Raw genomic sequence first — 12,849 nt, forward strand, 5'->3', positions numbered from 1 at the left:
AAGAAAAACTCAATTCTGTGTCCGGGAATTGTTGACCACTACAGTTGCTGCGTATGACTGGATCACCACGCCGACGGGAAGGGCGGCTAGCCTGAACACCACGACTGGCGCGCCTTGCAGGTAACGTCTTGAGCGCGTTGGGGCTGGCTTAGCAGCACAGCCCCGAACACTTTCAATCAAGTGCTCGGGAGCGGGCTGAGGCTCTCGCTACTTGTCGTACTTGGAAGGCAATGGGCAGTCGTAATTTACGTCAATCATGTCCAAGTTCTGCAACTCGAAATTGGCATAGCTTGTTCCATTTGAAGTACGGACTTTGGGCTGCCCGTACACAAACACGAACGCGGTCGGCTTGGGCTCCTGGGAGATCTTTGAAAGCCTGGTCGCCATGAGGTTCTTGAGCTTATAGCGCTCAACGAGCTTGTCCGAAACGAAGCTTGAGGTCGTCAGGCTTTCTGCTCCGCGCATCAAGCATTTCTTGAACTTGATCCGGTATGCGTCGTTTTTTCGGGTGCGGTCGATGTAGGCCCACCCATAGTAGATGACAGGGTGGTCGGGGAGGTCATTCAGATCCTGCTCCCAAATGCATTTGAAAATGCTTTCGTACGCCACGTCCTGCCCGGCAATGTTGATGCGGCGAAACTCCAAGGTGTTGTCGGATAGATATCGAATGTACCGACTGACCACCGAGCGGACTGAGTAGATGGGGCCAACCAGCCCTGTTTCACCCAGCTTGGCGGTGTAAGGCCTGGTGCTCTTAGCGCGTTTTTTCGCTACGTGCAGATCGGCCGCGGGATCCTGGGTAGGTTCGTCATAGTACGAGTCAGGACGCTCAAGCTTGAACACGTCCACAATGGACTGATCGACCGTTCTGCGCTTCTGCCCGTCAGGGCCGTTAGGCTCAACCTCCAAGTCGATTCCCTTACCGTTCACGATCCCGCATGCCTCACTATGGTCTCCGTAGACCTTGAAGTGTGGCACCACCCGCATGCTCTGCACGTCCTTATCCAGATTCGCACAGGTCACCTGTGCTGAGCAGTCCGCTCCAGGGCAAACGAAAGCTCGTTTATTGGTGATGACACCTGCCCAGAACAGGTCATAGGCTCGATCAGGATCGACAAAATCTCCAGCCTCAACGCTAAACGCAACATCCAACGCCATGTTTCCAGTAAACCTCCTGTAATCCGTCCACCGCCACTGCGGCGCATCCAACCACGGTCTAGCCCCTCAACGGCCATCGCCGTGACCGAATCCTCGCACACTATGCGAAGCTCGGCGACCCGTGTTGGTGGCAAAATGCGATCAGCTGGATTTCAACATAGAAGGTTCATTCAACCCTTCATCGGCAAAACCTATATATTGGGTTGGCTAGACATTTATGGCGCTACATATTGTGCTAAATTGCGCCTGAGAGCCTACATCTGGTGTTTTGTCATGAACGAAGCCCATATCGAGAAAGCAGCGACTGACCTGCTCATGCAGATTTACCGTGATCGCCGGTACCTGTGGCCGGATCAAGATATTCCGCCGATGATGATGCGCAGCCCCCGGATCGCTGCCATGGTCTGCGGCTACGACTATCGTGAATATCCCACCCTGGGAGACAGCCAGTTCAACCGGCATAACACCGGTACTCGCATCGCAGGCCTGATTGACCGTCAATCGAACAAGATCGCAGTCGCGACTGAGTTTGGTGACAAAGTTCAGCTCTTCACAGGGGCCCATGAAATCGGCCACCTCATGCTGCATGAGGACACCGTCATGCATCGCGACCGCGCGTTTGATGGCAGCCCGCTGCAAACACCACGTGCACCAGCAGAGCGGCAAGCAGATCGCTTCGCGGCCTGCTTCCTCATGCCTCAGAAGCTGGTGAGGGAGCGGTTCGAGTTCATGTTCCACTGCAAGGGGCAATTGCGCTTCAGCGACGTGATCGCATATCACCTCGATCCCATCAATCCTGATCGTCTGCTTTATGCGTCGAAAGACTCCGGTGAGCGCGAGCTGGCGCTGGCGCGGTGCACCCGGTTTAACAACCAGAACCTGATTTCACTGGCCCAGCAATTCGGTGTCTCGGATTCGGCCATGGCCATCCGGATTAAGGAGCTGGAGTTGGTGCGCTGGCCTTAGAGCGGGCAGGGCTTTATTACGGTTAGTGTCGATGGCTTGAGAAGCGGTCGCGGTAGGAACGGCAGTTACCTGCCGCCCCCCGCACAGATCCGTACGTGCGGAACTACCGCATACGGCTCCTGCCTCGGGTATGTGACGCGAAGCGATCCTCAGGGTAAGGATGTGCATTTCTGGGTCTCGGGATATAGAGATCGGCAAGGCGTCCGTAACGTGACCATTGAAGCCGATTACGCTGGCTGCGTCGCTTAAGGGCTTGCCGCCAGAGACGGCACACCGCCAAACGAAAACCGCCAAGACGTATCAGGTTCCCCGGTACCGCGTGGTAATTGAAGTAACCGGTCACCACACGTTTGAGCCATTGCCCTTGAACCCGGACAAGGTCATGACGCCGGCGACTCAACTCCTCACGGATAGCAAGAAGCGTCGCACGCATACGCTTTTTGACAGTCAGTCGTAGTACTTGGAAGTCACCGCGTCGGCTGACACTACAACAGTGGGTGAATCCCAGGAAATCAAAAGTCTCCGGTTTTCTCAAACCTCGTTTCCTGCGATTCATCACGGCAAAACGACCAAACTCAATCAGTCGTGTTTTCGAGGCGTTGAGCGATAGACCGAATCTGGCCAACCGTTCCTGCAACTGCGCCAGAAACTGCTGAGCCTGCACTTCCGTCCTGAACCCCACCACACTGTCATCCGCGTAGCGCACGACAATCACATCGCCACGGGCGTGGCGCTCGCGCCACTGCCTTGTCCATAGATCCAGCACGTAGTGAAGATAGATATTCGCCAGCAGCGGCGATATCACTGCGCCTTGGGGCGTCCCCTTGGTTGCAGCCACCCTACGGCCATCCTCCATAACACCCGCTTGAAGCCATTTGCAGATAAGCCCGAGCAAGCGTCGATCTGCAATCCGGTGCCCTAGAAACATCAGCATCCATTCATGGTCGATCTCATCAAAGAACGATGTGATATCCGCATCAAGTATCCAGTTCACCTTTTGGCTTTTCAGCGCGACCGTTAACGCATCCAGCGCATCGTGCTGACTGCGGCCCGGTCTAAACCCATACGAGAATCCAAGAAAGTCTTCCTCATAGATCGCACTCAGCACGGTAACAACCGCCTGCTGTACGATCTTGTCCTCCAAGGAAGCAATACCCAACGGGCGTTGCCTGCCATCGGCTTTGGGAATGTAGACCCGCTGCGATGGCGTTGCCCGAAAAGCTCCTTTGTGAAGCCTACCGTGCAACTCAGTTACACGCTGGAGAAGACCTTCCTCATAGTCTCGCCACGACATGCCGTCCACACCGACCGCAGCGTCGCGGCGCAGGGCATAAAAGCTTTGCGCCAGTAACTGTGGTGTGATGTGGTGCAGCAATGCCGTGAACTGCATGCCCTTGTTCCTTCGGGCTGCTTCACGTACACCTTCAAGTCCCATCGACGCGCTACTGATCCGGCTCTGTGTCCGGGGCGCGGGAGGCCTGTGGCGTTTGGCCTTTCCTGCTCCGCCCGGTGCTGGCGCACCGGGCACCGCTAAGATCTCCCAGTTTCTGTGCAAAGGACTTCCCGACGTGCACAGGGTCTCCGACCGCGCGGGATCAGAGCATGACTGGCGTATAACGCCATGCTCCGTGTGGCCTTCTGCTTCGCTTAACAGCATCGGCATCCCGAATTCCTGATTACGCGGCTCAATGGCTGGCCCATCGGTTTCCCCTGTCAACGCTTCACCCTGCACCTCACGGTGCAACATGCATGACTCGGGGTCTGGTTGATTCGCCATTTCTTACCAGTATCGAACTTTCATCGACTATCCTCTGCCAGCTTTAACTGGCGCTCTAAGCGTCCGCCCAACTCACCTTGCGTAAGTCAGGCCGGTACCCACAAAATTGGCATGGAGAAATCAATGGAAGGGACTCAACAAACCTCGCAGGACAGCTGGAATGGGGAGGATGTGCTTGAGCCTGGCTTCATCGTCATTCGCCGGCCGTTGGATAGCGGCTTCTGCGTTGATTTGTACCTCCAAGTATTCCAAAAAGTCTCCATGGAAAAGTGGCAATCACTGCCCGAAGACCAATGGCATCACCTGGCTACGATCGAGCCCGGCTGGATTACGATGTATCCCGTCTACACCAATCCGCACACCCAACGTTATCGTAGCAATAAGCACGGAAACGTAGGCTGCATCATGTATAGCCACCAGTCGACCCGCGACCTTCCTGATACTCCTGATGATGCTGTGCTCTACATCGACATCAGCCTCCCTCGCAAATTGTTTGAGTCCTGCAATGAAGGGCTGGGGCTGGTGAAACACCTCACTCCGTTATGGCGAGGTTTGCGGTTTGCGCCCGGTATAAAAACCCTGGTCATATCGGATGAAAGCGACACCTCGATCACTGACGGAGCAGTCTTCGTCAGTGAAGCTAGGGTGGATGAATGTCGAAGAACGTGCATGCGGATTACCCGGGCCCGGAAAAAGAGTGAAATGTCTGCGCAGTTGCACTGGGTGATGAGCCAGGTCTTTCCGACGCTGATTCCCAACGTGATATTTGAGGGTAGCCGCCCTGTTCTGGCGAGCACGGCTGCTCGTAGGGCCAGCAACTCGATTGGAAAAGCGGCAGCGCAAGCTCGGCGTCACCAACTCAGGGAGGTGATAATCGGCGCTGAAATGCTGGCGAAGGAAGCTCCCCGCGAACTTTTCGAGCTGCGTGCGGAGATCGAGAGGGTCACACTGACCGTGATGATCGAAAAGTTCGAGATCATGCTCGATCAGAACCTAAGCGAGGGACACTGGCAGCAGTTCTTCGAGTCCAACCTGTTCATTTTGGGCATGGTATTCGCGCGCCCGGTGACGCTTTTGCACACTCAGTTCCATGCCCGAGGCTCCATGGTCAATGGGTCTGGAGCTCACATTGGTGACCTGCTTTTGGCTCAGGGACGCGAGCTCGCCATCGTGGAAATTAAAAAGCCTTCCACCCCACTCATGCAAAGCAGACCGTATCGCAATCTAGACGTCTACGGCCCACATCTGCAGCTCAGTGGAGCGATTACACAAGTACTGTACCAGCAAGGGTTGATGCGCTCCACATGGCTGTCCCATCTTCAGGATCCGACGATGCGGGACTTGAATCCTGACACCGCCAGGTGCGTTGTCATTGCAGGCACCAAGCCGACCGAGGAAGGCCGCCGGCGCAGCTTCGAGATATTCCGCAACGCCTGCAAGGACGTCGAGGTCGTCACCTTTGACGAATTGCTAGGTAAGCTGCGGATACTGGCTGTGCACTTGTCACCCGCAGCTCCAGCCAACAGCTCAGATCTTTTCTGAAACGCTGGTCGGACGCGACCTTGTACGAGTGGAGCAGCTGCTGACTAAACACTGGTGAGCATTTTTACTAGCTGTGCATGCTCCCAGATCTACAGGGTCGCAGTTGTACGACTGCAGCGAGTCGAAAATATAGGCACGGCCCTCCGGGCTGTAGCAGCTGTCGCAATAATCGAGCGTGCCGCAATCGTTGTAGAACGTGAGCACCCGGCCGTCGACTTCGACAGTCATCAGGCCACAGTAGATCTCAGCCCACGGCTGATGGTCAATGCGGCGCATGGTGCGAACTCCAAGGGCAATGTCGCGCAGAATCTGACAGGTCTCGCGGGCGGTAAGTGGTTTTGCTTCCAAACGAACGGTAGCTGAATCTGGGTGTTGTCGGGCCACCCGTGCCCAACCTAGGCTAACTGCATGGTAAATGAAACCTTGCGTGTTGGGCGTGTTGCGCGGGCATCAATTTGGTAGCTTCAGCCCTTTGGGAGAACACTCCCCGAGCTGCTCGGCTTTCACGATCAGGCTGAGCAAGCGGTGGGCATCGCTATCCAATGAGCTCATATGCCCCGTTAAATTGGGAGCGTACCTCTCGGCAAGGCGCGGAATGCATTTAAACACCTCGCCGGATGCGAAGCGGAGGTGCCTGCAGCACAACTGCCGTGGAAAGACCTGCGCACGATCCTAAGCGCCGCAATGACATAAAGCGCGGGGCGTGGAGGGTTTTATGAAATATTGGGCCTGCGAAGGAACGCAACACACTGGCCTATAGGTGCTCAGCAGGTACGAACATGACGAATCGCTCAGTTCTCCGTAATATGTTGGCACATCGCCATACAGGAGTTTCAGCGTAATGCCTACAGCCTCGATCCCCGCATACAAGGCAGTTTCACCCCTGCTTGCAAGAAACGCTGTGCCGAGAACAGGTACCGACAATCTGCCAGGCTATTACTCGACTCAGCATGATATGTGGGTTGTTGAGACACCTAATGGTACTCAGCCAGTTATTGCTCGTGGAGCGCTGGACGAGCTTCTCACTAAGACGAAGGTCAATAGTGAGGAGGATGACGACTCGTTCGTGACGCTCGAAACGCTTACAAAAACGTACTCCAAGCCCGAAAGTGACGACGATCTCACTTCCAAGGGGCAGGCCTCTCATCTGCTCCAACTGATGACCAAGACCGATACGGTGATCGAAGAGGATGACCCGAGTGACAGCTACGCCATGCTGGAGCTGATGACCAAAACCGCAGCAGAGCTCGAACACGATGATCCGGGAGATATGCAATTCGGCCTCGATGAGCGTTTTTACCTGGATTGAGGCTTTCCACTATGTTTCTGCTGGTCACTAATCGCCGCGATATAACGATGGACTTCGTCGTCGCAGAGCTCCAACGGCGGGGCTTGCCTTATTTCAGGCTTAACACTGAACTGCTCCCTCTGTCCCGAAGCACGTTGGGCGTGAGTGCCATGGATGATTGGGCAATTGAGCTGGAGGGGAAACGAATTACGGGGCGTGACGTTACCGCTGCCTATTTTCGCAGGCCTGGCGCGCCACAAGCACCTGAGGCAGTGCTGGATGCAGGTGAACGTGCCTACATTGAGGCGGAATGGAACAGCGTCCTGAAGAGCCTCTATTTCCGATTGGAGGGTTGCTGGTTCAGTGACCCTACTCAAATCTTTCTGGCTGAAGATAAACCGCGACAGCTCCTGATTGCGCGGCACCTCGGTTTCAATATCCCGGATACCACCATCACGAACCAGTTGAAGCCCGCCGAGTTACTGACGGCAGAGGGAAGGGCTGTTGGGAAGCCTCTACGGCAAGCGGTATTGCCGGGCGCGCTGGAGAAGGTGATGTTTACCTCACGGCTGCAGCCATTGACCGAAGCAGATGCGCCTGCGCTAGGCCTTGCCCCGGTGATCATTCAGGCTGAAGTGCCAAAAAAATATGATGTTCGAGTCACTGTCGTTGGCGCTCAGGTGTTCGCCACCGCCATCTGGTCTCAGGATAGCGAAGAAACCGAAGTTGACTGGCGACGGGGTAGCCGCCCTGACTTACGACACGAGGCCATTGGCTTGCCCGATCAAGTGGCTGCTCAATGTCGAGAGTTGGTGCACCGTCTGAACCTGCGATATGGCGCTATTGATCTGGTGTGCGACCCAGATGAAAAGCTGTGGTTTTTGGAGATCAATCCAAACGGTCAGTGGGCCTGGATCGAAAATCAAACCGGATACCCAATTGCCGCGGCGATCGTTGATGAGCTGGAGATGATCCGAAATGGCCCGGTTTGATAGGCAGTTGTTTTGGCCGACCCTGGTTCCACCGACGCCTGAAAAGGTTGCGGCAAATGACCAAATGCGCGATGGGTGGAAGGCATCCGTCAACGACGGCAATTGGGATCTACAGAGCGAAATAGCGTTGGAAGAGGCGCGCCGGATGTACGACGCTGAACAGGAGCGGCGTAAAGGTGTCGACACGAAAGCTGGGGTCTACCTGGCGGCAGTAACTGCACTCATCCCGGTGTTGGTGTCGTTATTGCCGACCCTTTGGAGCGACAGGACCAGTAAGGCCCTTGGCGCCGTGTCGCTAGCGGTGTTTGCGCTTGCAGTGGCGTATGTCCTTCGAGCGGGGTACAGCGCGTTCTGCGTACTGCGCGTGAGCAATGCTCACACGGTGGGGGTCGACGACATTTCGCTTTGCTGGAGTACGCAACAACCCGCCGCGAGCTTGGCCAAGTCTATCGCTATCAAAGTCATCGAAAACTACCCGGGCAACAACGCCAAGGTGAGCCATATCAAGCTGGCACATGACTACCTCCTGCGGGCGTTTTTCGTTTTCGCCGTGCTGCTGGGTGTACAGGCACTGTGGCCGTGCGCGACATGGGTAATAGAAGAGCTTTCCAAGCTGATGGCACCTGAGGTGAGGCGACCGCTGATGATGTGCTTTTCCTGACCAAGCACCACAAACGAGCACACCTGGCTCGATGTCGCTGTGGTAGTACAGATGGCGCGGCTCAAATCCGGCTATTTAGCAATGTATGAAGAAGGGATGCTTATGTATTTACGTACGCTGGATGTTCAGGGCTTCAAATGCTTTGGGGAGACGTTCTCTATCGAACTCCATGACGGCCTGAACGTTCTGGTCGGCGAAAACGGGGCCGGCAAGACTGGCGTTGTCAGCGCGATACGACAGCTCTTCAATGACTCCGAGTCGGGCAAACGGGTTATCAGTGAGCGTGATTTCTACAGGGGATTTGGCAAGGATGATGTCGCGGCTGAGGAGATCAAAATTCAGGCGACCTTCTCCGGTCTCGACAAGAATGATGTCATTGCGTTTGACACCTGGTGCGGCAACCAGCCCGAGGCAAAACTCACGTTCACGGCCCTAAACCAGGAGTCTCGTGGTAGGTTCAAACACCATACTTACGGTGGCCACGAGTACACCAAAGCGTTTGAAACCGAGAAATTGGACTATGTTCACTGCGTTTATCTACCGCCGTTACGCGACGCTGAAACCAAGCTTAGAGAAGGGCGCCAGTCTCGCCTCGCGCGCCTGTTAAAAGCGCTCTGCCGCAAGGACATAGAAGCCGCCAGAAAGGCTCGTGTACTGCATCCACTGGAGCAGCATGTTGGGGACTTCAATCGCCAGCTATCAGAGAGCGACCAATTTGCTATCAAAGCCGCCAACCAGCGAATTGGCGACAGCCTAAAAGCTGCACTGGGTGCTCATCTCTCTCAGGGCACAATGATCCAGTTTTCGGAAGTGAGCTTCTCGCGAATCGTGGAAGGTCTGAGGCTCCTGTACTTCCCAGACTTGAGCAAGGCTGACGCAGCACAATTTCGTGCATTGGAAGAAAACAGCCTGGGCTACAACAACCTGCTGTACATCGCTTCCATTCTGGCAGAGCTGACCTTCGAAGCCGATGCAGGGCAGGGCGAGAAGACGTACCTGCGCCTGCTGTTGATCGAGGAGCCGGAGGCACATCTTCATCCGCAACTCCAGCTCCGGCTACTTCGGCATCTTAAGAAGGCTGCTGAGGCTCGCGGAATGCAGGTGATCATAACCACCCACTCGACTGTGATCACCGCAGCAGTATCTGTAGACCACGTTATCCACCTGTCCAACCTGGGCCGCCCCAAGGCAGTGCCCCTCAGGAACTGCGGCCTGCCCACGCAGAGCCGACAATTTGTGGACAGGTGGCTTGATGCGACGAAGTCGAACCTGCTGTTCGCCAAAGGCACGATCCTAGTCGAGGGCATAGCGGAGGCGATGGTCTTGCCGGCGCTCGCCAAGATCGTACTGCAGCCCTTCGGCGATGGGCGCAATTCCCTGGACGACTACGGAGTGTCGGTCATCAATCTGGGCGGAATCTACTTCAATCACTTCATGCAGCTGTTCTGCGACGTCAAAGCCGAGCATCAAGGTGAAAACATTCCTGTCAGGTGCTCAGGACTGACCGACAACGATCCTCCAAAGTCAGTGATTGAGGACGATGGTGAGGGTGGTCAAAAGAGCGTCCCACTTCTGCCCCATGCGGACAACTGCATAGTCGGCAACAACCCGGCGCTGGGGTTGCAAAAGCACATCGGCCTGTCAGAGTTCGCCCGGCTGTTTGCAGGGAAGTACAAAACCTTCGAGTACGATATCGCAATGGAAGGCAACAACCTAAAGACCATGCTGATCGTCGCTGCTGGGCTCTGGGAGGCCCAGAATGGAGCGGTGGTGAAAGGCCTTAAAGCAGACGCGAAACTCGATTTTGCTGCCATGAGCTCCGCCCAGCGGGCGCCCTACGCCGGCGCACTACTGGATCGTATTGACTCCGATGACATTGGCAAGGGCATTTACGCCCAAGCCTTCGCAGATGTACTTGAGGCAAATGGGGCCGGCTTCGTTGTGCCGGTGTACATCCGCCAGGCCATCCTCTGGGCGTGCGGTCTGGAAGAGGATGTGGCCTGATGGCGGCAAAGGATAAGGCAGCCCAAATGGGTGCAGCCGATATCGAGTTCACCGACCAGCAGCAGAGATACATTGATGCACCGTTGGATCAGCATGTGTACTTAAGAGCCTGCCCCGGTAGCGGCAAAACAGAGGTGGTGGCCGCAAAGGTATGCAGGATTATCCAGGAGTGGAAGCATCACCCTTCTGGTATCGCTTTACTCACCTTTCTCAATAGTGCTACCGAAGAGCTCCAGAGCAGGGTTTATAAGTACCTCCGCGAGCCATTGGGCTTGCCGCACTACATCTCCACCTTCGATAGTTTCGTGCTCACACACCTGCTATCGAGTATCGCCAGCGAGATCACGGGCTTTCAAGGCCGGGACGGCGACTTCCGTATACGGATCATCGACAAGTCAGCTGATATCTACCACACGCGCATTAAAATCTGTGGACGCACCGTATCAGCCTGTCGATACAACTACGATAAAGGATCCAAACGCTACGTCTTTTCGACCAATGATCGGAAGTGGGATAACGACGCCAACCTCGCCCAACAGGACGAGGCTGACCAGAAGGCACTGTTGGCGACCAAAAAACGGCTTTGGGCCGCTGGCTTTGCGACCTACGGTGACATCGATATTCTCGCTTTGGTCGGGATGCAAGATGAAAAATTCAAAGATTACTTCTCGCGTATTGCACGCCGATTCCCGTTGGTGATCGTCGATGAGTGCCAAGACTTGTCGGCGGAGCAGCTTCTGATCGTCAAAAGGCTGAGCCTACTAGGCGTGAAATTCCATTTTGTAGGTGATCTTAACCAGTCAATTTATGGTTTCAGGAAATCGAATCCTGCAAACGTGCGTCGGCGCATGGAGGAGCTTGGCTTTGAGGAGTACGTTCTCAACGAGAATTGGCGAAGCGGCCAAGCCATCGTAGATGTGTGTTCCAACATTCTTCAATCCGACCGTGTGGTGGGCAATCCTCGTATTGCTTCAGTAAAGCCAAGGGTCGTCGAGTATCAGAACTGCCCGTCGGAGCTGCTTCCAGCTATTCGAGAAATGAGCCTGATACATGACAAGGTGGTGGTCGTCGCGCGCGGACATACAACACTCCAGCGCTTACGTACTGGTAGAGCTTTCGAGGGCATCGAGCTGCTGGCGCTGGCCTGCATAAACCTCAAAGCAGGCAGGTTGACGGACATGGCGCAATGCCTGGAAACATTCGGTAAGTGGCTGGCGGCCCGGCTACAACTGCAGGTTACGAAAGCAGGCCCTTACTGCCCTATGGATATTGAGTCAAAACTGGCGTGGCGTATATTCCTTCACGACGGTATCCAGTTTTTGGTGGAACACGGCGTAGGTGATGGTAATCAGACTTGGTCGGACTGGGCCCGGGCAGCAAAAATTGCGCTTGGAAAGCTGCCAGATCAAACATTCGTACCCGTAGAGGTGCGTGAGCATTTAGAAGGGCTGAGAGGCCTTAATTTGCGAGCCCGTTCTGGGCAGGGGAAGATGCTGATCTCCGAAAGGTTGGCCGGGGTACCCGATGTAGCCGCCCAACGTGACTGCCTGCGTTTCGAGACGATTCACGGGGTCAAGGGTGAAACACACGACGTGACCGTGGTTGTATCGTCGCAGAAACCAGGCGTGCATCAGTCGCACTGGAAGGACTGGCTGCGTGACCGGACTTCCGAAGCTGCGAGATTTGCCTACGTGGCGAGCTCGCGGCCTAAGCATGTGCTGATTTGGGCAGTGAAAAAATTGAAGGCTGAAGATCGGCTAGTGCTTGAGGGCCTGGGATTCGAGCTCCCGTAGATGATTAAGGTAGGGCGACCCAAGCGTTAGGGGATTGTGAGGTACTCGACCCCTTTGGGTAGGCAACCTCTTTCCTCGGCGGGGATCGTAAAGGTTCGAATGCGTTCGGCGGTGATGTATTTGAACGCTACGCTTCCTGACTCCTCGATCCTGGCGGTGGGTGGTGGCTGATGCCGGCCTTAAAGAGCATCGAAGTGCTCCAGGATGACTTCATCCACCGATTTTCTTGACTCGATAGCGATCATTCTCTCTCTGTGCAGTGCCAGGCGAGTCCAGATCGAGAAGTTCAAACGGACTGTGTTCGTGCGCCAATACGCCTTCGGCAATCTCAATGAATCGAGCGGGTTGTGCCAATTCCTGTTACCGCCAATGTAAAACTGACCCCTCCCCCTGGTTTATACTTTGGCAAATTTTGTCAAAAACGGACAAAGCCATGAGTACCCTGAACATCTCCCTCCCGGACGTCCTGAAGTCCTTTGTCGATGATCAGGTGAGCCAGCGTGGCTACAGCACCAGCAGCGAATACGTTCGGGAACTGATCCGCAAGGATCAGGGCCGCCAGCAACTGCGCGGTCTGCTGTTAGCCGGGGCTGCCTCGTCACCCACGGCTCCGGTGGATGATGACGATCGTGTCCCAGGACGTGGTGTAACTCATCATGGCTCTGGCC

Annotated in this window: 11 protein-coding genes; 8 read left to right on the plus strand and 3 right to left on the minus strand. The window is 55.4% G+C overall.

Annotation, left to right across the window (positions count from 1 at the left end):
- Nucleotides 1-207: 207 nt before the first annotated feature.
- Complete coding sequence (locus K675_RS0108005; protein ID WP_017902991.1) at nt 208-1,158, minus strand: hypothetical protein; 951 nt, start codon at nt 1,156-1,158, stop codon at nt 208-210.
- 273 nt (nt 1,159-1,431) lie between these two features.
- On the opposite strand from K675_RS0108005, the gene K675_RS0108010 reads away from it, so the two are divergent.
- Complete coding sequence (locus K675_RS0108010; protein WP_017902992.1) at nt 1,432-2,124, plus strand: ImmA/IrrE family metallo-endopeptidase; 693 nt, start codon at nt 1,432-1,434, stop codon at nt 2,122-2,124.
- A 103-nt stretch (nt 2,125-2,227) separates the two neighbouring features.
- On the opposite strand, the gene ltrA is transcribed toward K675_RS0108010, so the two are convergent.
- Nucleotides 2,228-3,514, minus strand: a complete 1,287-nt coding sequence (gene ltrA, locus K675_RS0108015) for a group II intron reverse transcriptase/maturase (RefSeq protein WP_017902993.1) — start codon at nt 3,512-3,514, stop codon at nt 2,228-2,230.
- A gap of 510 nt (nt 3,515-4,024) precedes the next feature.
- On the opposite strand from ltrA, the gene K675_RS0108020 reads away from it, so the two are divergent.
- Nucleotides 4,025-5,443 (plus strand): Shedu immune nuclease family protein, encoded by a 1,419-nt coding sequence (locus K675_RS0108020; RefSeq protein WP_017902994.1) that lies wholly within the window; start codon nt 4,025-4,027, stop codon nt 5,441-5,443.
- On the opposite strand, the gene K675_RS32145 is transcribed toward K675_RS0108020, so the two are convergent.
- Nucleotides 5,429-5,719 carry a DUF7693 family protein gene (locus tag K675_RS32145; protein ID WP_420066328.1) on the minus strand — a complete coding sequence of 97 codons (291 nt, stop codon included), beginning with the start codon at nt 5,717-5,719 and terminating at the stop codon, nt 5,429-5,431. The two genes, K675_RS0108020 and K675_RS32145, sit on opposite strands and share 15 nt — an antisense overlap.
- Before the next feature lie 565 nt (nt 5,720-6,284).
- Between K675_RS32145 and K675_RS0108025 the strand changes: the two genes are divergently transcribed.
- From K675_RS0108025 to K675_RS32150, 6 genes are all read left to right on the plus strand, one after another.
- On the plus strand, nt 6,285-6,752 hold the full coding sequence (locus tag K675_RS0108025) for a hypothetical protein (protein WP_017902995.1): 468 nt from the start codon (nt 6,285-6,287) through the stop codon (nt 6,750-6,752).
- 11 nt (nt 6,753-6,763) lie between these two features.
- Nucleotides 6,764-7,723, plus strand: coding sequence for a hypothetical protein (locus tag K675_RS0108030; RefSeq protein ID WP_017902996.1), 960 nt, complete (start codon nt 6,764-6,766; stop codon nt 7,721-7,723).
- A complete protein-coding gene (locus tag K675_RS0108035; RefSeq protein WP_017902997.1) occupies nt 7,710-8,384 on the plus strand; it encodes a hypothetical protein in 675 nt (224 codons plus the stop codon). The genes K675_RS0108030 and K675_RS0108035 overlap by 14 nt, the downstream gene beginning before the upstream one ends.
- Nucleotides 8,385-8,486: 102 nt before the next feature.
- Nucleotides 8,487-10,388: an ATP-dependent nuclease gene (locus K675_RS0108040; protein WP_026145023.1), complete on the plus strand. Its 1,902-nt coding sequence runs from the start codon at nt 8,487-8,489 to the stop codon at nt 10,386-10,388.
- Nucleotides 10,388-12,181: a UvrD-helicase domain-containing protein gene (locus K675_RS0108045; protein ID WP_017902999.1), complete on the plus strand. Its 1,794-nt coding sequence runs from the start codon at nt 10,388-10,390 to the stop codon at nt 12,179-12,181. The genes K675_RS0108040 and K675_RS0108045 overlap by 1 nt, the downstream gene beginning before the upstream one ends.
- Nucleotides 12,182-12,614: 433 nt before the next feature.
- The coding region (locus K675_RS32150) for a ribbon-helix-helix domain-containing protein (protein WP_017903001.1) at nt 12,615-12,849 on the plus strand (235 nt) is incomplete at its 3' end.

The sequence above is a fragment of the Pseudomonas fuscovaginae SE-1 genome (assembly GCF_000364705.1).
Classification (GTDB): domain Bacteria; phylum Pseudomonadota; class Gammaproteobacteria; order Pseudomonadales; family Pseudomonadaceae; genus Aquipseudomonas; species Aquipseudomonas fuscovaginae_A.